The sequence below is a fragment of the Hydrogenophaga atypica genome (assembly GCF_042665215.1).
GTDB classification, from domain to species: Bacteria; Pseudomonadota; Gammaproteobacteria; order Burkholderiales; family Burkholderiaceae_C; genus Hydrogenophaga; species Hydrogenophaga defluvii_A.
The window spans coordinates 36,065-56,800 of the sequence record NZ_JBHTCA010000004.1; the positions used below are offsets into that span (position 1 = coordinate 36,065).

The 20,736-nt window shown below is 64.8% G+C and carries 20 protein-coding genes; 10 read left to right on the top strand and 10 right to left on the bottom strand.

The window, feature by feature from the left end:
- Positions 1-31: 31 nt before the first annotated feature.
- The 4 genes from boxA to ACFQPB_RS06835 all read right to left on the bottom strand — a co-directional run bounded on the left by boxA (position 32) and on the right by ACFQPB_RS06835 (position 5,871).
- Complete coding sequence (gene boxA, locus ACFQPB_RS06820) at positions 32-1,327, bottom strand: benzoyl-CoA 2,3-epoxidase subunit BoxA (RefSeq protein WP_382221077.1); 1,296 nt, start codon at positions 1,325-1,327, stop codon at positions 32-34.
- 308 nt (positions 1,328-1,635) lie between these two features.
- Positions 1,636-3,063: a benzoyl-CoA 2,3-epoxidase subunit BoxB gene (boxB, locus tag ACFQPB_RS06825; protein WP_382221080.1), complete on the bottom strand. Its 1,428-nt coding sequence runs from the start codon at positions 3,061-3,063 to the stop codon at positions 1,636-1,638.
- 85 nt (positions 3,064-3,148) lie between these two features.
- Positions 3,149-4,831 carry a 2,3-epoxybenzoyl-CoA dihydrolase gene (gene boxC / locus ACFQPB_RS06830; protein ID WP_382221083.1) on the bottom strand — a complete coding sequence of 561 codons (1,683 nt, stop codon included), beginning with the start codon at positions 4,829-4,831 and terminating at the stop codon, positions 3,149-3,151.
- Between the two features lie 128 nt (positions 4,832-4,959).
- On the bottom strand, positions 4,960-5,871 hold the full coding sequence (locus ACFQPB_RS06835) for a helix-turn-helix transcriptional regulator (protein ID WP_382203003.1): 912 nt from the start codon (positions 5,869-5,871) through the stop codon (positions 4,960-4,962).
- Positions 5,872-5,954: 83 nt separating this feature from the next.
- Here ACFQPB_RS06835 and ACFQPB_RS06840 point away from each other — a divergent pair, with 83 nt between their 5' ends.
- The 9 genes from ACFQPB_RS06840 to ACFQPB_RS06880 all read left to right on the top strand — a co-directional run bounded on the left by ACFQPB_RS06840 (position 5,955) and on the right by ACFQPB_RS06880 (position 15,409).
- Positions 5,955-6,419 carry a DUF4863 family protein gene (locus ACFQPB_RS06840; RefSeq protein WP_382203004.1) on the top strand — a complete coding sequence of 155 codons (465 nt, stop codon included), beginning with the start codon at positions 5,955-5,957 and terminating at the stop codon, positions 6,417-6,419.
- Between the two features lie 154 nt (positions 6,420-6,573).
- The gene (locus ACFQPB_RS06845) at positions 6,574-8,148 is read left to right on the top strand and encodes a 3,4-dehydroadipyl-CoA semialdehyde dehydrogenase (protein ID WP_382221086.1); all 1,575 of its coding nucleotides are present in this window, start codon (positions 6,574-6,576) and stop codon (positions 8,146-8,148) included.
- A 25-nt stretch (positions 8,149-8,173) separates the two neighbouring features.
- Positions 8,174-9,757 (top strand): benzoate-CoA ligase family protein, encoded by a 1,584-nt coding sequence (locus ACFQPB_RS06850; protein ID WP_382221089.1) that lies wholly within the window; start codon positions 8,174-8,176, stop codon positions 9,755-9,757.
- A complete protein-coding gene (locus tag ACFQPB_RS06855) occupies positions 9,754-10,578 on the top strand; it encodes an alpha/beta fold hydrolase (protein ID WP_382221093.1) in 825 nt (274 codons plus the stop codon). The genes ACFQPB_RS06850 and ACFQPB_RS06855 overlap by 4 nt, the downstream gene beginning before the upstream one ends.
- Before the next feature lie 114 nt (positions 10,579-10,692).
- Positions 10,693-11,880, top strand: a complete 1,188-nt coding sequence (locus ACFQPB_RS06860; RefSeq protein ID WP_382221096.1) for an ABC transporter substrate-binding protein — start codon at positions 10,693-10,695, stop codon at positions 11,878-11,880.
- A gap of 152 nt (positions 11,881-12,032) precedes the next feature.
- On the top strand, positions 12,033-12,896 hold the full coding sequence (locus tag ACFQPB_RS06865; RefSeq protein WP_382203009.1) for a branched-chain amino acid ABC transporter permease: 864 nt from the start codon (positions 12,033-12,035) through the stop codon (positions 12,894-12,896).
- A gap of 13 nt (positions 12,897-12,909) precedes the next feature.
- Positions 12,910-13,899, top strand: coding sequence for a branched-chain amino acid ABC transporter permease (locus tag ACFQPB_RS06870; RefSeq protein ID WP_382221099.1), 990 nt, complete (start codon positions 12,910-12,912; stop codon positions 13,897-13,899).
- Entirely contained in the window at positions 13,896-14,687 is a 792-nt protein-coding gene (locus ACFQPB_RS06875) for an ABC transporter ATP-binding protein (protein ID WP_382221101.1), read from the top strand. Before ACFQPB_RS06870 ends, ACFQPB_RS06875 begins: the two co-directional genes overlap by 4 nt.
- The gene (locus ACFQPB_RS06880) at positions 14,687-15,409 is read left to right on the top strand and encodes an ABC transporter ATP-binding protein (protein ID WP_382221104.1); all 723 of its coding nucleotides are present in this window, start codon (positions 14,687-14,689) and stop codon (positions 15,407-15,409) included. The genes ACFQPB_RS06875 and ACFQPB_RS06880 overlap by 1 nt, the downstream gene beginning before the upstream one ends.
- On the opposite strand, the gene ACFQPB_RS06885 is transcribed toward ACFQPB_RS06880, so the two are convergent.
- Genes ACFQPB_RS06885 through ACFQPB_RS06905 form a run of 5 tightly spaced genes read right to left on the bottom strand, consistent with a single transcriptional unit; the run spans position 15,406 to position 19,444 of the window.
- A complete protein-coding gene (locus ACFQPB_RS06885) occupies positions 15,406-15,987 on the bottom strand; it encodes an SCO family protein (protein ID WP_382203043.1) in 582 nt (193 codons plus the stop codon). The two genes, ACFQPB_RS06880 and ACFQPB_RS06885, sit on opposite strands and share 4 nt — an antisense overlap.
- A 5-nt stretch (positions 15,988-15,992) precedes the next feature.
- Positions 15,993-16,904: a heme o synthase gene (gene cyoE, locus ACFQPB_RS06890; protein WP_382221107.1), complete on the bottom strand. Its 912-nt coding sequence runs from the start codon at positions 16,902-16,904 to the stop codon at positions 15,993-15,995.
- Positions 16,901-18,058, bottom strand: coding sequence for a COX15/CtaA family protein (locus ACFQPB_RS06895; protein WP_382221110.1), 1,158 nt, complete (start codon positions 18,056-18,058; stop codon positions 16,901-16,903). The genes cyoE and ACFQPB_RS06895 overlap by 4 nt, the downstream gene beginning before the upstream one ends.
- On the bottom strand, positions 18,058-18,771 hold the full coding sequence (locus ACFQPB_RS06900) for an SCO family protein (protein ID WP_382221113.1): 714 nt from the start codon (positions 18,769-18,771) through the stop codon (positions 18,058-18,060). Before ACFQPB_RS06900 ends, ACFQPB_RS06895 begins: the two co-directional genes overlap by 1 nt.
- Entirely contained in the window at positions 18,713-19,444 is a 732-nt protein-coding gene (locus tag ACFQPB_RS06905) for an SURF1 family protein (protein ID WP_382221115.1), read from the bottom strand. Before ACFQPB_RS06905 ends, ACFQPB_RS06900 begins: the two co-directional genes overlap by 59 nt.
- 24 nt (positions 19,445-19,468) lie before the next feature.
- On the opposite strand from ACFQPB_RS06905, the gene ACFQPB_RS06910 reads away from it, so the two are divergent.
- On the top strand, positions 19,469-19,696 hold the full coding sequence (locus ACFQPB_RS06910; RefSeq protein WP_382221118.1) for a twin transmembrane helix small protein: 228 nt from the start codon (positions 19,469-19,471) through the stop codon (positions 19,694-19,696).
- 82 nt (positions 19,697-19,778) lie between these two features.
- Here the strand turns inward: ACFQPB_RS06910 and ACFQPB_RS06915 are convergent, their stop codons facing one another.
- Positions 19,779-20,660 (bottom strand): cytochrome c oxidase subunit 3, encoded by an 882-nt coding sequence (locus tag ACFQPB_RS06915; RefSeq protein WP_382203018.1) that lies wholly within the window; start codon positions 20,658-20,660, stop codon positions 19,779-19,781.
- Positions 20,661-20,736: the final 76 nt, after the last annotated feature.

Here is a 20,736-nt window from a genome sequence, read left to right on the forward strand (position 1 = left end):
CCCCCGCCCGCCAGCGGGCCTTTGACCTGGGTCAGTAGGTTTCCAGATGCAGGCGCCCGTCGCGTTTGAGCGCGGTGCCCACGGTGTCCCAATCGAGGCCGGCCTGGGTGGCGATGTCTTTGAGCGCGAGCACCACGCCCTCTTCCATGGCCTTGAGGCCACAGACGTAGAAGCAGGCGTTCGGGTCGGTCAGCAAAGCGGCGAGGTCGGGCGCACGTTCACGCATCGCGTCTTGCACGTAGCGTTTGGGTTTGCCGGCCTCGCGCGAAAAGGCGAACTCGATGTCGATGAAATCCTTGGGCAGGTTGTTCAACGGACCAAAGTAAGGCAGTTCCTCAGGTGTGCGGGCACCAAAGAACAACATCAGCTTGCCGCCCTCGAACTTGCCGCTCGCCCGCAAACGGCGCCGCCACTCGGTCATGGCACGCATGGGCGCCGAGCCGGTGCCGGTGCAGATCATGACGATGCTGGAGCGCGGGTGGTTGGGCATCAGGAAGCTGCTGCCAAACGGGCCGATGACCTGCACCTTGTCGCCCACCTTGAGGTCGCACATATAGTTGCTGGCCACACCACGCACGGGCTGGCCCTGGTGGTCTTCGAGCACACGTTTGATGGTCAGCGACAGGTTGTTGTAGCCGGGGCGTTCGCCGTTGCGCGGGCTGGCGATGCTGTACTGGCGCGCGTGGTGGGGGCGGCCCTTGTCGTCGGTTCCGGGCGGGACGATGCCAATGCTCTGGCCTTCGAGCACCGGGAAGGGCATGGTGCCGAAGTCCAGCACGATGTGGTGGGTGTCGTAGTCGCCACCGGCGGTTTTTCCCACTTCGGTGACACGCACGTTGCCACTGACGGTGGCTTCGATGGTTTTCTGTGCGGCTTTGGGGCCGTAGAGGTTGGTGTAGGCGTGGGCGGCCGACCATGGGGGCAATGTGGCGCCGTACTGGGCGCTGTTGAAGACGGGTGCGCCGGCTTCGGCCAGGGCACTCGGAACGGGTTCGGGCGCCACGACCGGTTCGGCTTCCGCAACCGCGCCATCGGCCACCAGCTCGGCAGCGCTCAGCTCGGCGGGCAACACGTCCCAGCTCAGCTGCTCGGCCAGGCTGTAGGCCTTGACCTTGAGCACCTTGCGGTAGTTGTCGATGCTGCCGGTGGGGCATGGCGAGATGCAGTCGTTGCACCAGTTGCAGATGTCGATGTCCACCACGTAGTTGCGCGAGTCGTGGCTGATGGCGCCCACCGGGCAGATGGATTCGCAGGTGTTGCAGCGGATGCAAATCTCGGGGTCGATCAGATGCTGCTTGACGATGGCGGCTTCAGCGGGCGCGTTCATGGGAATCTCCGTGTGTTTTTTGGGCAGTGTATGGCTGGATTCTGGGGGACGCACTGCATTGGTGTGGCGCCGCATGGGCTGGGGTGACTGGCTTCGTTCGTGTCCCCCGCCGGCCTGCGGCCGGCTCCTCCTTTACCTCACTGCGCCAGTCACCCCAACCCATGCTCGGTGCGACGAGGAAAGACGCCTCCAACGCAGCGACCTCTCCGGAGCATGTGACTTAACCAAGGATGCCGCGGGTCCGGGTTTCCCGGCCCGCAGGCATCGCCCCCTGGGGGGTGACGCGCCCTTAGGCGCGGCGCGGGGGGTCAATTAAACCTGACGTACTCGAAATCGACCGGCTGGCGGTTGATGCCCATGACCGGAGGCGCGATCCAGTTGGCGAACTTGCCGGGCTCGACCACACGGCCCATCAGGCTGGCCACAAAGGCGCGGTCGGCTTCGCTGGGCAACCAGTTGTCGCGGTTGGCGTTCCATTCGGATTCGGAAATTACGCGGCCATCCGGGGCCACCTTCACGCCCTTGAGCAGGCCGATGTTGCGGTGGAAGGCCTTGTGCGGCACCGACAGGCGCACGGGGATGCCGGCCTTCTCAATCACCTTGTTCCAGCGCTCCACGCCACCCACGCTGTCCTTGATGTAGTCGTCGCGCAGCACTTCGTTCAGCGCGTTGAGCATGGGCACTTCTTTTTCCACCAGCTGGCCGTTCTGCACGTTCAGCACTTTGTAGAACTGGCCACGCAGTTGGTGATCGTCGGTGCGCTTGCCTTCTTCGTAACGGCCTTTCAAGCCGGTGCTGTAGAAGGTGGCGGCGTTGCTGGACTCGTCGGCACCGAAGAGGTCGATGGTCACCGAGAAGTGGAAGTTCAGGTAGCGCTGGATGGTGGGCAGGTCGATCACGCCAGCGGCACGCAGCTTGGCTGGGTCGTCGGTCTTGAGCTCGTTCATCACCTGGCAGGTGCGGTTGATGACGCGGCTCACACCCGATTCGCCCACGAACATGTGGTGGGCCTCTTCGGTCAGCATGAACTTGGTGGTGCGGGCCAGCGGGTCGAAGCTGCTTTCTGCCAAGGCGCAGAGCTGGAACTTGCCGTCACGGTCGGTGAAGTAGGTGAACATGAAGAAGGACAGCCAGTCGGGCGTTTCTTCGTTGAAGGCTTCCAGGATGCGCGGGTTGTCTTTGTTGCCGCTGTTGCGCTCCAGCAGGGCCTCGCCTTCTTCGCGGCCGTCCTTGCCGAAGTACTTGTGCAGCAGGTAGACCATGGCCCACAGGTGGCGGCCCTCTTCCACGTTCACTTGAAAGAGGTTGCGCAGGTCGTACTGGCTGGGGCAGGTCAGGCCCAGGTGGCGTTGCTGCTCGACCGATGCCGGCTCGGTGTCGCCCTGCGTGACGATGATGCGGCGCAGGTTGGCGCGGTATTCGCCAGGCACGTCTTGCCAGGCGGCTTCGCCCTTGTGGTCACCGAAGTGGATCTTGCGGTCTTGTTCGGCCGGGTTCAGGAAGATGCCCCAGCGGTAGTCGGGCATCTTGACGTGGCCGAATTGCGCCCAGCCCTGCGGGTCCACGCTCACGGCGGTGCGCAGGTAGACATCGAAGTTCTGCGAGCCATCCGGGCCCATGTCGTTCCACCAGTTCAGGTAGTTGGGCTGCCACTGTTCGAGCGCGCGCTTGAGCGTGCGGTCTTCGGCCAGGTTCACGTTGTTGGGAATCTTCTCGCTGTAGTCGATGTTGGACATGGAGGTCTCCTGGGATTTCAACGGTGGAATGGGTTCGGTTGCGGCGCGCCACCCGGACCCGCGCCGCACAACGAAAACGAGAGGCTTAGACGCGGTTCCAGTCGAAGACGGCCTTGTCGCCTTTGCCATAAACCTTCAAAGCGCCCTTTTCACCTACGGCGTTGGGGCGCTGGAAAATCCAGTTCTGCCAGGCGGTGAGGCGACCGAACACGCGGGTGAACATGTTCTCGGGACCGTTGAAACGCAGGTTGGCTTCCATGCCCGTCAGCGCGTCGGGTGACATGGCCACACGCTCTTCGATGGCGATGCGAATTTCGTCGGCCCAGTCGATGTCGTCGGGGTTGCTGGTGACCAGGCCCACGGCGAAGGCGGCATCTGCGTCCAGCGATTTGCCCAAGGTGGCGCGCACAGCCTCCAGGGCGGGGGCTTCGTCGTAGAAGCGGCGGCCCAGGCGGGTCTGCCCCGTCACCATGGGGTAGAGGCTGAAGTTGGCTTCGCTCACAGCAATCTTGGGCGCGGCAGCTTCGTCGTCGGGCAGGGCCAGCATGTAGCTGCGGTCGCACGCCAGGGCCAGCTCCAGCAGGGTGCCGGCGAAGCAGGTGCCGCTGTCGACGAGGGCAAACAGGCTGCGCGAGGACACATCCAGGCGGCTGAAGGTGCGGCGCAGCAGGCCGATGGTCTCGCGCACCAACCAGTGGTTCTTGTTCGCCAGCAGCACGGCGTCCATGGCCAACACGGCAGCGGCGTCACCCGAGGTCTTGATCAGCCAGGTGCCGATGTCCAGCTCGTTGGTGCGCATGTGCAGGATGGCGTCTTCCAGTTCGCGACCCATTTGCAGCGGGTACCAGGCGGCACCTGCGGCTTCGATGCCGGCCACGTCGCTCGGCTGCGCGCCGGTGGGGGCCTTGACCGTGAAGGTGGCGGTGCGCTTGGCGCGGTCGATCTCGACCGTGACGTTGGCGTAGCTCAGCGTGTCACCGGCGATGGTGCGCTGCACCAGCGGCAGCTCGACGCCCTTGGCGTCGGCAGGCCGGTCGCTCAGAGCAGCCAGCTCGAGGGCACGCTCTTGCACCTTGGCGGCAAACTGGGCCGGCTTGGCGATGTGGTCCACCAGGCGCCAGTCTTTGGCTTTCTGGCCACGAACACCTTCCACGCTGGTGCAGAAGATGTCGGCCAGGTCGTGACGGACTTTCTTCTTGTCGGTCACGCGGGTCAGGCCACCGGTGCCGGGCAACACGCCCAGCAGGGGCACCTCGGGCAAGCTGACGGCGCTGCTGCGGTCGTCCACCAGAAGGATTTCATCGCACGCCAAGGCCAGCTCGTAACCGCCACCGGCGCAAGCGCCGTTCACGGCGGCCAGGAATTTCAGACCACTGTGCTGCGACGAGTCTTCCAGGCCGTTGCGTGTCTCGTTGGTGAACTTGCAGAAGTTCACCTTCCAGGCGTGGCTGCTCACGCCCAGCATGAAGATGTTGGCGCCCGAGCAGAACACCTTCTCCTTGGCGCTGGTGACGACCACGGTGCGCACTTCGGGGTGCTCAAAGCGAATGCGGTTGATGGCATCGTTCAACTCAACGTCCACACCCAGGTCGTAACTGTTGAGTTTGAGCTTGTAGCCAGGGCGCAAGCCGGCGTTTTCGTCGAAATCGGCCGCCAGGGTGGCCACCGGGCCGTTGAAACTCAGCTTCCAGTGGCGGTACTGGCTGGGGTGGGTGCGGTAGTCCACGGGTTCGGCGAGCTGGACCTGGATGGGGGCGGGTGCGTTCATGGGCTGTCTCCTGGTGGTGAGATGCAGCATGTTGCATCTCGTTGATGTGCATCATAGTGCATGTTTGAAAACGACGTCAAGCAATTTTCTGCATGTTTTTTCAAAACATCAGCACCGCATCGCGGCACTCACACCGGCAGACCCAAAGCCTCCCGCACGGTGGCGCGCAGCACCACAAAGGTTTCGTCCAACGGCTGTTCGCTGGTGTTCACGCGGTATTGCGCCTTGGCGTAAAACGCCGAACGCCCTTTGAGGATGTTCTTCAGGTCGTCCATGGCCTCGGCGCTGGCGGCCATGGGCCGCAAATCGCCCTGCGCGCGCACACGGCCCATGTGGTCCTCGGGATCGGCCTGCAGCCACACTGTGGTGCAGTGACCCAGAAGGAGGTTGAAGGTGGCCGCATCGGACACCAGCCCGCCCGGCGTGGCGAGCACCGCCTCGGGGTAGATCTGAATCGCCTCTTCCACCGCCCTTCTCTCGTAGCGGCGGTAAGCGTTTTGCCCGTACAGGGCCTGAATTTCCGACACGCTGCAACCGGCAAACTTCTCGATTTCGCGGCTCAGTTCCACAAAGGGGTAGCCCAGGTCATCGGCCAGCATCTGCCCCAGCGTGGACTTGCCCGCACCGCGCAAACCGATCAAGGCCACACAACAGCTTTGCCCTCGCTGTTTGGACGCCGTGCCCAGCATTTCAGCCAAGGCAATACGGGCACGGCGCAGCGTGGCCTCGTCCTGGTTGGTCAACAACTCGCGGATCAGCAGCCACTCCGATGATTGGGTGGTGACGTCGCCCAACAGCTCGGCCGCCGACGCCTGCAAGGCACTCGCCACCTGCATCAGGAGCAGGATGGACACATTGCCCTCGCCGTACTCCAGGTTGGCCAAGTGGCGCTCGGACACGTCCGCCGCCAACGCCAAGGCCTTGCGCGTCATGCCCCGGCGCGCACGTGTAGAACGCACCCGCTCCCCCAGTTGGACCAGGAAAGGATGGCGCTGGTCGGCGGCGGCCCCGCCCGAAACATGCAATATATTGCTTGACATTCAATCGTTTTTGGATAACCTTCGCTACCTGCACGATATTTCATATTGCCGCGCGACGCAAGCGGAAGAATGAGGAGATGAACATGAACCCAGATGCATTCAAGGCGCTGTTGCAGCAGATCACACGCGCCATCGGCAACCGCCCGCTGGACCAGGAGCTGCACACCTGGCTCAACACCGAACACGGTGCCACCTCCCCCCTGTACCAGCAGCTCAAGTCCGCCTGCGAAGTGGGCGTGGCCGCCGGCTGGTTGTGCCAGCGCGAGGGCGGCGGCATCAAGTACGGCCGCATCTTCAAGCCCAGCGATGAACTGCACGGCTTTTCGGTGGACGTGGTGGACATGGACACGGTTGCCGGCCCCCACCACACCCACCCGCTGGGCGAGATCGACCTCATCATGCCCCAGGACAACACGGCCACGTTTGACGGCCACGGTGCCGGCTGGCTGGTGTACGGCCCCGGCAGCGCCCACCCACCCACCGTGGCCAACGGACGTGCGTTGGTGCTCTATTTGTTGCCCGAAGGCCGCATCGAATTCACGCGCTGAGATGGGGCTCCCCCCGCGCCGCCTTCGGCGTCCCACCCCAGGGGGCGATGCCAGCCGTCCGGCGAAGCCGGCCCGGCGGCATCCCCGGCTGGGTTGCCTCATACGCTGTGGCGCTATCGAATACTGAAGTTCATCTCTCTCAAAGGATCTCACCTTGACCACCTCATCCCCCCTGCTGCCCAACTTCGTGGGCGGCCAATGGATCCACGGCACCGGCGCCGGCACCCCCTTGTTTGATCCCATCCTCGGCACCGAACTGGCCCGCGTAGATGCCACCGGTCTGGACCTGCCCGAAGCCTTCCGCTTTGCCCGCGAAGTGGGTGGCCAGGCGCTGCGCGCGCTCACCTACCGCCAGCGCGCCGCCTTGCTGGCCCAGGTGGCCCAGGTGCTGCAGGCCAACCGCGCCGACTACGAAGCGATCTCAGTGGCCAACAGCGGCACCGTCAAGGCCGACACGGCGGTGGATGTGGACGGTGGCATCTACACCGTGGGCGTCTACGCCAAGTTGGGCGATGGCCTGGGCGACGTGTTCCACCTCACCGAAGGCGATGCGGCACGGCTGGGCAAAGACCCCCTGTTCCAGTCGCAACACGTGGCGGTGCCCACGCGCGGCGTGGCCCTGTTCATCAACGCCTTCAACTTCCCCAGCTGGGGTCTGTGGGAAAAGGCAGCGCCCGCCCTGCTCTCGGGTGCGCCTGTCATCGTCAAACCTGCTACCGCCACCGCCTGGCTCACCCAACGCATGGTGCAGGACGTGGTCAATGCCGGCATCCTGCCCGCCGGTGCGTTGTCCGTCATTTGTGGCAGCGCCAGCGGGCTCATGGACCAATTGCAGGCCTTTGACGTGGTGTCTTTCACCGGCTCGGCCGACACCGCCGCCGTCATCCGCTCGCACCCGGCGGTGGTGCAACGTTCGGTGCGCGTCAACATCGAGGCGGACAGCGTGAACTCGGCCCTGCTCGCGCCCGGCGAAGCCAATGCCGAAGCGCTGGACCTGCTGGTGAAAGAGGTGGTGCGCGAGATGACGGTCAAGTCGGGCCAGAAGTGCACCGCCATCCGCCGCATCTTTGTGCCAGAAGCCTTGTTCGACAGCGCCGCCAGCGCCATCGCGGCGCGGCTGGCCAGCACCACCGTGGGCAACCCGCGCAATGAAGCCGTGCGCATGGGCGCGGTGGTGAGCCGGGCCCAGTTCAATGCCGTGCAAGAAGGCCTGCAAGCGCTCAAAGCCCACACCGAGGTCTTGTTTGACGGCAATACCCTGCCACTGGTGGACGCCGACCCGGCGCAGGCCTGCTGCGTGGGCCCCACCTTGTTGGGCGCGCGCAACCCCGACAACCACCCCGTGGTGCACGACGTGGAGGTGTTTGGCCCGGTGGCCACCCTCATGCCCTACCGCGACGAAGCCCATGCGCTGGCGCTGGTGCGCCGAGGGCAGGGTTCGCTGGTGGCGTCGGTGTACGGCACACAAGCCGACGACCTGGCCCGCATCGCACTGGCCCTGGCAGACAGCCATGGCCGTGTGCATGTGATCAGCCCCGACGTGAAGGCGGCACACACCGGCCACGGCAATGTGATGCCACAGTCGCAACACGGCGGCCCCGGCCGGGCCGGTGGGGGCGAGGAGCTGGGTGGCCTGCGCGCGCTGCGCTTCTACCACCAGCGCAGCGCCATCCAGGCCAGCACGGCGGTGCTGGGGGCGGGCGTGGCCCCGGCAACCGCCAAAGCCTGAAGCACCAAAAAAAGAGGAGACAACCATGGACAACACAACGCTTGACGTGCCCGCACCCGGCAGCAGCTTCAACTTTGCACAACACCTCATCGAGTGCAACGCAGCGCGCCTGGACAAGACCGCGTTCATCGACGACCAAGGCGGCCTGACCTACGGCGCGCTGTTCGAGCGCGTGCGCCGCGTGGCCAACGGCCTGCTGGCCCTGGGCCTGCGCCGCGAAGAGCGCGTGCTGCTGCTCATGCACGACAACAACGATTGGCCCGTGGCCTTTTTGGGCGCGCTGTACGCGGGTGTGGTGCCGGTGGCCGTCAACACCCTGCTCACCGCCGACGACTACGCGTACATGCTGGAGCATTCGCGCGCGCAGGCGGCCCTGGTGTCGGGCGCGCTGCTGCCCGTGTTGACCTCAGCCATGGTCAAAAGCGACCACGAGGTGAAAAAGGTCATCGTCTCGCGGCCAGCCGCGCCGCTGCACCCGGCCGAGGTGGACATGGCGGCCTTCGTCGCCGCCCACACACCCGCCGCCAAGCCTGCCCCCACCTCGCCCGACGACCCCGGCTTCTGGCTCTACTCGTCCGGCTCCACCGGCCGGCCCAAGGGCACGGTGCACTCGCACGGCAACCCCTACTGGACCGGCGAGCTGTACGGCAAACGCGTGCTTCAGCTCACCGAAAACGACGTCTGTTTTTCAGCCGCCAAGCTGTTTTTTGCCTACGGCCTGGGCAATGCGCTGACCTTCCCCATGGCGGTGGGCGCCACCACCTTGCTGATGGCCGAGCGCCCCACACCCGAGGCCACCTTCAAGCGTTGGACCGGTGGTGTGGGCGGGGTCAAGCCCACGGTGTTTTACGGCGCCCCCACCGGCTTTGCCGGCATGCTGGCGAACGCACAGCTGCCGGCCGCCAGCGAGGTGGCGTTGCGCCTGGTGTCCTCCGCCGGTGAGGCCTTGCCGGCCGAACTGGGGGAACGCTTCAAGCGCCACTTTGGCATCGACATCGTGGACGGCATCGGCTCCACGGAAATGCTGCACATCTTCCTGTCCAACCGCCCCGACCGCGTGCGCTACGGCACCACCGGCTGGCCGGTGCCGGGTTACGAGATCGAGCTGCGTGGCGATGACGGTGGCCCGGTGCCCGACGGCGAGCCGGGCGACCTCTACATCCACGGCCCGTCGGCGGCCATGATGTACTGGGGCAACCGTGAAAAAACCCGCGAAACCTTCCAGGGCGGCTGGACCAAAAGTGGCGACAAATACGTGCGCAACAGCGACGGCAGCTACACCTACGGCGGGCGCAGCGACGACATGCTCAAGGTCAGTGGCATCTACGTCTCGCCCTTCGAGGTGGAGGCCACGCTGGTGCAGCACCCCGCTGTGCTGGAGGCCGCCGTCATCGGCGTGAACGATGCCGACGGCCTGGTCAAGACCAAGGCCTTTGTGGTGCTCACCGGCAAACAGCCCGTGACGGAAGACGAACTCAAGGCCTTCGTCAAAGACAAGCTCGCGCCCTACAAGTACCCGCGCCAGATCGAGTTCGTGAGCGACTTGCCCAAGACCGCCACCGGCAAAATCCAGCGCTTCCGGTTGCGCGAGCGCGAAAAACAGGCATGACCGCACGCGCCCCCCAGTTCTGTTCGATGGCCTGGGCGGGCCGCCCGGTGGCCATCGAACACCAGTGGATAGAAGCAGGACCGAGCAACGGCCCGTTGCTGGTGTTTCTGCACGAAGGCCTGGGCTCGGTGTCGATGTGGCGCGACTTCCCCTCCCGGTTGTGCGAGCGCCTGGGCTGGCAAGGGCTGGTGTACTCGCGGCCGGGTTACGGCCAGTCCACACCCCGCCCGCTGGATGAGCCGCTGCCGCCGGACTTTCTGGAGCGCCAGGCGCTGGAGGTCTTGCCCGCGCTCTTGCAGGCGCTGGGCGTGGACGGCACACGCCGCCCGCTCTGGCTGCTCGGCCACAGCGACGGCGGCTCCATCGCCCTGATCCACGCGGCACATCACACGGACAGCGTGGCGGGGCTGGTGGTGCTGGCCCCGCACATCATGGTGGAAGACGTCTCGGTGGCCAGCATCGCGCAGGCGCGCGAGGCCTACCAGACCACCGACCTGCGCGAGCGCCTGGCCCGCCACCACCGCGACCCGGATTCCGCCTTCTGGGGCTGGAACGACGTGTGGCTGTCGCCCGCGTTTCGCGACTGGTCCATCGAGGCGATGCTGCCCGCCCTCACCTGCCCGGTGCTGGCGGTGCAGGGCCAAGACGACGAATACGGCACGCTGCAGCAGGTGTTCGGCATCGCGGCAGCCGCACCACACACCACCGTGGAAGTGTTTGCAAGCTGCGGCCATTCGCCCCACAAGGACCAAACCGAGCGCTTGCTGGACCTGGTGACCACATTCACAGGCGCAAGCTCACCAAACCATGCGAACATTTGACAGTGTTCAAGGGTTATCCCTGCTGACCCTTGGCGCAAGCTGCACTATATTGCACAACGCGAGATGAATTAAACCGCATGTTTTTGCCACCCGGCACCACAACAGGAGACAACCATGGCCAACCGCCGACTCGTTTTGACCCGCAGCGCCGCCATCATCGGCGCCGCCTCCTCCGGCCTGCTGCTGCCCGAAATCGTCCGCGCCCAGTCGGGCAAGGTGCGCGTGGGTTTCATGCTGCCCTACACCGGCACCTTTGCGCAGCTGGGTGTGGCCATCGAAAACGGCTTCCGCATGGCGCTCAACGAACAAGGGGGCAAGCTGGGCGGCCGCGAGGTGGAGTTCTTCAAGGTGGACGACGAGTCCAACCCCGCCAAGGGCATTGAAAACGCCAGCCGCCTGGTGGAGCGCGACAAGGTGGATGTGCTGGTGGGCACGGTGCACTCGGGCGTGCAAATGGGCATCCACAAGGTGGCGCGCGACACCGGTGTGCTCAACCTCATCCCCAACGCCGGCGTGCACATCGCCACCCGCGCACAATGTGCGCCCAACGTGTTCCGCACGTCGTTCAGCAACTCGCAGCCCACGCTGGCGCTGGGCAAGGCCATGGTTGAACGTGGCCACAAAAAGGCGGTCTGGATCACCTGGAACTACGCGGCCGGCGACGAGGCCTTTGAAGGCTTCGAGAAGAGTTACACCGAGGCCGGTGGCACCATCATCAAGAAGCTGGGCCTGCCCTTCCCCAACGTGGAGTTCCAGGCGCTGCTGACCGAAATCGCCTCGCTCAAGCCCGACGCTGTGGCCTGCTTCTTTGCGGGCGGCGGTGCGGCCAAGTTCCTGCGCGACTTTGCCGCCGCCGGCCTGAACAAGAACATCCAGCTCTACGGCTCGGGTTTCCTCACCGAAGGTGTGCTGGAGGCCGCCGGTGACGCTGCCAACGGCGTGTTGACCACCATGCACTACAGCGATGCGCTGGACACACCGGCCAACAAGAAATTCCGCCTGGACTACGCCAAAACCTTCAAGCTGCAGCCCGATGTGTACGCGGTGCAGGGCTACGACACCGGCTTGCTGCTCATCAAGGGCGCCAACGCGGTCAAGGGCGACCTGGCCAACAAGAAAGCGTTGTACGCCGCCATGGAAGGCGCCACCATCGACAGCCCGCGCGGCAAGTGGACCATGAGCAAGGCGCACAACCCGGTGCAGGACATGTACCTGCGCAAGGTCGAGAACAAGGAAAACAAGGTCATTGGCATCGCACAAAAAGCCGTGGCCGACCCCGCCACCGGCTGCAGAATGGGTTAACCCCCGCGCCGCCTGCGGCGTCACCCCCAAAGGGGGCGATGCCTGCGGGCCGGGAAACCCGGACCCGCGGCATCCTGGGTTGCACACACTGCGCCACCGCCCCACCCCGTGCCCACCAACGGCGGTTGACCCCGCCGTTTTTTTTGAGCGCCATGGACCTCGCCAACTTCCTCATCCAACTGCTCAACGGCCTGCAATACGGCCTGTTGCTCTTCATGCTGGCCGCTGGCCTGACGCTGATCTTCGGCATCATGGGCGTGGTCAACCTGGCCCATGGCAGCTTCTACATGATCGGCGCCTACATGGCCTGGTCCATGTCAGCGCTGTTCGGCAACCTGTTCGTGGCCATCGTGGTCGGCGCGGTGTTGTCGGTGGCGCTGGGCTGGGCGCTGGAGTGGGTGCTGTTCCGGCACTTCTACCACCGCGACCACCTTGACCAGGTGCTGCTGACCTTTGGCCTGATCTACATCTTTGAAGAACTGCGCTCGCTCTTGTGGGGCGACGACGTGCACGCCGTGCAAATGCCGGCCTCGCTCGACTGGGCCATCCCGCTGACCGACAACCTGTCCTACCCGGTCTACCGGCTGGTGATGTCGGGCATTTGTGTGCTGCTGGCCCTGGCCCTGTACCTGCTGATCTCCAAAACCCGCCTGGGCATGAAGATCCGCGCCGGCGCCTTCAACCACGATATGACCGAAGCCCTGGGCATCAACATCCGCCTGATCCACGGCATCGTGTTCGCCATCGGCGTGGGCCTGGCCTCGGTGGCCGGCATGATCGCCGCGCCCATCTCCAGCGTCTACCCCAACATGGGCAGCACCGTGCTCATCATGTGTTTTGTGGTGGTGGTGATTGGTGGCATCGGCTCGGTGCGCGGGGCGCTGGTGGCCTCGCTGCTGGTGGGGCTGGTGGACACGTTCGGCAAGGTGCTGCTGCCGCAGGTGGCCGGCATGCTGGTCTACATGGTGATGGCCGCAGTGCTGCTCTACAAGCCCGAAGGCTTGTTCAAACATTGAGCTCGGGGACAACATGAGTGCATCTTCCAAAGCCCCGCTGGAGCGCCTGCCGCGCGCCCTCCACATCGCCCTGATGCTGGGTGGTCTGGCCCTGGCCGCCGTCCCACTCGTGCCCATGGAAGGGCGCGATTTCTACCTGCAAATGCTCACGCAGATGATGATCCTGGCCATCTTCGCGATGAGCCTGGACCTGCTCCAAGGCGTCACCGGTCTGGTGTCGCTGGGCCATGCGGCCTACTTTGGTCTGGCGGGTTACGCGCTGGCCTTCATCACACCGGCGGACACGCCCATCGCCCTGTGGTGGTCGCTGCCACTCGCCGCACTGGGCGCTGCGCTGGCCGCGCTGGTGATCGGCTTCTTCGTGGTGCGCACCCACGGCATTTACTTCATCATGGTGACGATGGCCTTCGCCCAGATGGTGTTTTTCTTGTTCTTCGACAACAAGGCACTGGGCGGCTCCGACGGCATCTACGTCAACTTCAAACCGCACGCGTCCATCGCGGGCTGGGACGGCATCGACCTGGAGAACAAGGCCACCTTCTTCTACCTGACGTTGCTGGTGCTGGTGGGCGTCTACCTGTTCCTGCGCCGGCTGCTGTTTTCGCCCTTTGGCCGTGCGCTGGCCGGCATACGCGCCAACGAACACCGCATGCGCGCCGTGGGCTATGGCACGTATGGCTACAAGCTCACCGCCTTCACTCTGGCCGGTGGCCTGGCGGGCATTGCGGGCTATTTGTGGGCCGCACAAACCGGCTACGTCAACCCCGAGCTGATGGGTTTCCACATGAGCGCACACGCCATCATGATGGTCATCCTGGGCGGCATGGGCAACTTTGCCGGCGCCATCGTGGGCGCCTTTGCCTTCGAATACACCCTGCACCTGTTCAAGGACATCACCAAACATTGGCAGCTGCTGATGGGCAGCTTCATCGTGCTGGTGGTGGTGTTTGCGCCGCGTGGCCTGCTGGGCCTGCTGGTGCGCCAGAAGGAGGACGCGAAATGAGCGCCACCCCGACCACACCATCTGGCACGCCCGAAGTGCTGCTGAGCGCGCGCGAGCTGACCAAACGTTTTGGCGGGCTGGCCGCCGTCAACGGTGTCAACCTCGACCTCTGGCGCGATCGCATCCACGCCGTCATCGGTCCCAACGGCGCGGGCAAATCCACACTGACCAACCTGCTCTCGGGCGACATCCTGCCCACCGCCGGCACCGTCACGCTGGGCGGCATCGACACCACCCGACACAGCCCCGAAGCCAAGTCGCAGCGTGGTCTGGGCCGCAGCTACCAGAAGACCAACATCTTCAGCAGCTTCACGGTGTGGGACAACGTGCGCCTGGCCGCGCAGTCGCGCCGCCGGTACGCGCCGTGGAACCCGGCGCAGTGGTTCACCCGCGCCGATGCGCAAGCCACCACCAACGCGAGTTGCGAGCGCGCCATCGAACTCGCTGGCCTGACATCGCGCACGAACACCATCGCGGCCACCATCAGCCACGGTGAACAACGCCAGCTTGAAATCGCCATGACGTTGGCGACCGAGCCCCAGGTGCTGCTGCTGGACGAGCCCCTGGCCGGCATGGGCCAGGCCGAGGCCGAGCGCATGGTGGAGCTGCTGCTCAAGCTCAAGAAGGGCCACGCCATGTGCCTGGTCGAACACGACATGGACGCGGTGTTTGCGTTGGCCGACCGTTTGACGGTGATGGTCAACGGCCAGGTGATCGCCAGCGGCACGCCGTCCGAAGTACGCGCCGACACCGCCGTGCAAGCCGCCTATCTCGGGGAAGAACACTGATGAGCCGCGTTACCACCACCCTCGTGCATGCGACGGGTCTGAACACCCACTACGGCCAGAGCCACATCCTGCGTGGTATCGATTTTGAGGTCTTGCCCGGCCAGACCATTGGCCTGATGGGGCGCAACGGCATGGGCAAAAGCACGCTGCTCAAAAGCCTCATGGGCCTGGTCAAACCCAGCAGCGGTCAGGTCCACATCAAAGGGCAGGACATGACCGGTGCGGCGCCGTTTGAGGTGGCCCGCTTGGGGCTTGCCTACGTGCCCGAAGGCCGCGGCATCTTCGGCAACCTGAGCGTGAAAGAAAACCTGCAGATGGCAGCGCGTGCTGGCACGCAGGGACAGCGCGAATGGACCTACGAACGTGTGCTGGAGACGTTTCCTCGCCTCAAAGAGAGGCTGGGCCACGGCGGACAACAACTCTCCGGCGGCGAGCAGCAGATGCTGACCATCGGCCGCGCGCTGATGACCAACCCCGACCTGCTCATCCTCGATGAGGCCACCGAGGGCCTGGCGCCACTTATTGCGCGCGAGATCTGGCGCATCTGCGCGCTGATCCGCGAGAGCGGCATCAGCAGCATCATCGTGGACAAGAACTGGAAACACGTGACCCAGATCACCGACAAGAACGTGATCCTGGTCAAGGGCGAGGTGGTGTACGAGGGCGACTCGCCCACCCTCGTGTCGCAACCCCAGTTGCTGGAGCAGTACCTGGGGGTTTAACCCTTCAGCAGAGCGCGCACATCGCTCACCAACCCCTCGGTGGGGCTGCCGTAGCGGTGGTACAGCCGCACACGGCCGCTGCCGTCGTACACGTAGCTGCCGGCCGAATGGTCCATGGTGTAGCTGGTAGGCGTCTTGCCCTCCACCTTTTTGTAGTAAATCTTGTAGGCCTTGGCCAGGTCGGGCAACTGCGCCAGCGTGGGCACCAAGGCCAGGAAGCTGGGATCGAAGTTGGTCATGTAGGCCTTGAGCAACTCGCCCGTGTCGCGCTCCGGGTCCACCGTGATGAAGATGCCCTGCAGCTTGTCGCCATCGGCGCCCAGCTGCTGCTTCACCTGCGCCAGCTCTGCCATCGAGGTCGGGCACACATCCGGGCACTGGGTGAAGCCAAAAAACACCACCACCACCTTGCCCTTGAAGTCGGCCAGGGTACGGCGTTGGCCGTTGTGGTCGGGCAGGTCAAAACCTTGCGCGTAGTCGGCACCGGTGATGTCGATGCCAGAGAACGAAGGCTGGTCGGGCGAACAGGCGGCCAGCGCGGCGGCGCTCAGCAACAGGCCACGGCGGGTGAGCATCATGGGGTTCATACGAGGTAGTGATCGACCAGCAGTGCCGCAAACAACAGCGACAGGTGGATGAGCGAAAAACGGAAGGTCTTGCGCGCCAGGGCGTCGGAATAGTTGCGCCACAGCGCCCAGGCGTAGGCGCAGAAGCCGATGCTCAGCGCGATGGCCACCACCAGGTACAGCCAGCCGCTCATGCGCAGCACAAACGGCAACAGGCAGGCGGCGAACAGGATGAAGGTGTAGAGCAGGATGTTCAGGCGCGTGAACTCGGACCCATGCGTGACGGGCAACATGGGCAGGCCGGACTTGCGGTAGTCCTCCACCCGGTACAAGGCCAGCGCCCAGAAGTGCGGCGGCGTCCAGAGGAAGATGATGAGGAACAGGATCAGTGCCTCGGGCGCCACCATGTTGGTCATGGCGGTCCAACCCAACACGGGCGGCATGGCACCCGATGCACCACCGATGACGATGTTTTGTGGCGTCAGCGGCTTGAGAATGACGGTGTAGATGACCGCGTAACCCACAAAGGTGGCGAAAGTCAGCCACATGGTCAGCGGGTTGACCCACACGTACAAAATGGCGGAGCCGATGGCGCACAACACCGCCGAGAACGTGAGCGTCTGTGTGTTGCTGAGCTGCCCTTTGGCCGTGGGGCGCCAGGCCGTGCGCTTCATCTTGGCGTCGATGTGCTGTTCGACCACGCAGTTGAAGGCCGCCGCCGCACCGGCCACCAGCCAGATACCGAAACAGGCCACAGCCATCAGCCCGAGCTGGCCCAGGTTGGGCAAGCCGGGCACGGCCAACACCATGCCGATGAGCGCACAAAAAACAATGAGCTGGATGACGCGTGGCTTGGTCAACGCGTTGAACTGGCGCCAGGTGGACGGCAGGGGCATCACCGGCGCGGCAGAGGTGTCGGGCGTGGTCATGCAGGCCGTCCTGTCGTTGAAGAAATGGAAGGGTGGTGTTGAACCTGTGTCTGGCCACGCACCGAGAGCAAGGCACCGGTGAACACCACCACCAGCGCAGCAGCGCCACCGGTGTGGGCCACGGCAGCCAGCAAGGGCCAATCCAACACCACGTTGCTCAGGCCGGAGCCCAGCTGCCAGGCTGCACCCAAAGCCAGCCAGCGGGCCTGGGGGCGAAGGGTGGCATCGGCACGCCACAGCTGCCAGGCGGCCCAGCACAGGGCCACGATCACCAACACCGCGAAGGCACGGTGTGCCATGTGGATGGCGGTGAGGGCGGCAAAGGGAATGGCCGCACCGCTGCGGTCCATGCCCAGCTCACGCCACCACTGGAAGCCGGTGGCGAAGTCCATGGGTGGCCACCAGCTGCCTTGGCACATGGGGAATTCGGTGCAGGCCAACACGGCGTAGTTGGTGCTGACCCAGCCGCCCAGGGCGATCTGCAGCCACAACAACACGAACACCAGCCACAACATCCACACGCTGTTGCGCTGCATGGGCACCACCGGCCAGGCCTGATCGGCACGCGCGTACTGCACGGCCTGGGCACGCAACAAGGCCAGCAGGCCCAGGCCAAACAGCAGGTGCAGCGTGACGATGGCCGGAAACAGTTTCATGGTGACGGTGAGCGCGCCGAACGCGCCCTGCACACACACCCACACCAGCGTCAACAGTGGCCACAGCGGCGAGACCGGCACCTGGCGGCGTTGGCGCCAAGTCTGCACCGCCAGCACGATGATCAGCACGCCCACACCGGTGGCCAGGTAGCGGTGGATCATTTCGATCCAGGCTTTGGGGAACGTGACCGGTCCGCTGGGCATGGCCGCTTGCGCAGCGCTGATGTCGGCGTGGGCGCCGATGGGGCTGGCGGCGCCGTAACAACCGGGCCAATCCGGGCAACCCAGGCCAGAGTCGGTGAGGCGGGTGAAGGCGCCGAACAACACCAGATCGAAGGTGAGGAACAGCGTGACCACTGTCAGCAAACGCAGGCGCTGCGCCGGTGTGGCGTGGGGCTGGCGCCGCCACACCCACCACAGCGGCAACACCGCCACCAGCACGCCCATGAGCATCAGGCGCGCGGCGGGCGACAGATCCACGAGGGCTTGTGTGTCCATCAGGGCCGGCCCTCTTTGTCCCAGAACGCCGAGGCACGCAGCAGACGCTCGAGGTCGCGGCGCACTTGGGCCGGGTCGGCCTGGGCCGGGAAACGCATCATCCAGTTGCCCAGGGGATCGACCACATAGAGGTGGTCGGAGAGCCGCTGACCCGGGGCGGGCTGCAGCCAGGCGCCCAGGGCGGCCTCGTCCACCTGCAGCACCGTGGCCTGCTCGGTGGCCGCCATCAGCGCAGGCGTCAGAGCGGTGTTCCCGGTGCGCAACCAAACCCAGTCGAGCCGGCCTTTTTCCTTGCCCAGCCCTTCACGCAGCTGGCGCTGCAGGTAGAGATGTCGTTCGCAGTCGGCGTCACACGCGCTGTCGGCCACGCTGATGAGCAGCCACTGGTCCTTCAGCGTGGGCAAAGCCACTGCGGCGCCATCACGCCCCAACGCTTGAACGGCGGGCAAAGGGCGTTGCGGGTCGATCAGTTCGCCGTAGTTCCGCCGGCCCTCCGGGCGCACGACGTAGTACATGAAGTAGGAGGCGATGACCGGCGCGGCACACACCAGCAGCACACCCAGCATCTTGAGGCGGCCGCGACGCGAAGCGGCGGCCGACACGGCGCTGGCCGGGTCGAGCTGGGGCATGGAATGGACGGTCAAGCCCAAGGGCTCATCCGGCTGACTGGACACGTGCTCGGCGGCGGGGGGCGATGATTTGGAACCAGACATACAAAAGGGCAAACAAGGCGCTGAGGCCAAACCACTGGAAGGCGTAACCGTAGTGTTTGTGGACGTCGGTGGCCGGTTGTGGCCAGTCTCTCAACAGCCCATCGTCGGCAGCACTGATCTGCAGGGCCGACAGGGGCAGCAAAGGCGTCTTCAACTCCGCCCCAAGGGCGGCAAGGTCGACATTTTGCCGGATCGCCCCGCCCTCCCCCGAACCCAGCTCGTAAAGCTTGGGCGGCGGCGGGGCCAATCGCAGCCGCAAAGACACCGTGCCGGCCGGTGTTGGCACGGCGGGCACCCGGGTGCGGTCCTCGAAATGGCGGGGGGTCCAGCCGCGCTGCACAAGCAAGGTGCCATGGCCGTCGGCGAGACGCAGTGGTGTAAGCACAAAGAAACCCACGCGGCCCTTCATTTGGCGGTTGTCGAGGAACACCGTGGCTTCAGACAGCCACTCACCCTCGACCTGGGCGGTTCGGTGCCAAAGTGCCTCGGGTGGCGCCGTGCGCAGTTCGGCAGCCGTCAGCGGCGCCAAAGCGCCCTGGCGCGCTATGCCATCGGCCAGGCGCAGCTTCTGATCGGCGCGACCGAGTTGCCACAAACCCAGTGCAATGCCAACCGCGACCACCAGCACAGTGGCCACGCTGATCAGCAGGAGTCGGGTTCGACCTGAGGCCATGGGCTTCATTGGATAATCGGGCACATGAAATGGATCGCTATTGTCGGCTTCGTGGCCATCATCGGCAGCCTCGCGGCCGCCCTCTTCTTCATGATGCGCCGCCCCAGCGAAGGCGACCACCAGGCGCGCTCGCGCCACATGGCACGTGCCCTGACCTTTCGCATCGGCTTCTCGGTGCTCCTGTTTGTGCTGGTGCTGGTGGCCTATCTGATGGGCTGGGTACAACCCACCGGCTTGCCCGTCAGCCGCTGACAAACATTCGACAAACGCGGCTGGTTCGGTGGCCGCAAAAAAAGCGCCCGAAGGCGCTTTTTTTGCGGCCAAGCCAGGCAAATCACATCCAGTAGACGAGGATGTAGAGGCCCAGCCACACGACGTCCACAAAGTGCCAGTACCAAGCCGCGCCTTCGAAGCCGAAGTGGCGGTCTTTGGTGAAGTGGCCCTTCTGCAAACGCAGGGTGATGAACAGCAGCATCAACATGCCCACGAACACGTGGAAGCCGTGGAAGCCGGTGAGCATGAAGAAGGTCGAACCGAAGATGCCGGAGGACAACTTGAGGTTGAGGTCGGCGTAGGCGTGTGCGTATTCGTAGCCCTGAACGAACAGGAAGACGATGCCCAGGACCACGGTCATCCACATGAAGGCAATGGTTTTGCCCCGGTTGCCCGCTTGCAGCGCGTGGTGGGCGATGGTCAGCGTCACACCCGAGGTCAGCAGCAGCGCGGTGTTGATGGTGGGCAGCCAGAACGGGCCCATGGTCTGGAAGGGCTCGACGATGCCGGCAGGCGATGCGGTGGCACCGGCTTGGACACTGGGCCAGACGGCTTTGAAGTCGGGCCACAAGAGCGCGTTTTCAATGCCACCCAACGCTGGCACCGAGTGCACACGTGCCCACCACAGGGCGGTGAAAAAGGCACCGAAGAACATGACCTCGGAGAAGATGAACCAGCTCATGCTCCAGCGGAACGAGAGGTCGATCTTGTGGCCATACAGGCCGCCTTCGCTTTCGGACACGGCGTCACGGAACCACTGGTACAGCACGATGCCCCACCAGGCCAAACCGAAGGCCACCGAGTAGGCGCCCCACTGCGCGCCGTTGATCCACTGGCCGGCGCCCAGGATGACAAAAAACAAGCCGATGGAGGCCATCACCGGGTGGCGCGACGGCCCCGGGACAAAGTAGTAAGGCGTTGCGCCGTGTGCGTTTGCTGACATGCTCACTCCTAAGACTTTCGCTTGTTTTGAATAAGTGGAAACGTTGAAATTCGTGTGATCGGGCCGATGGGCAGTG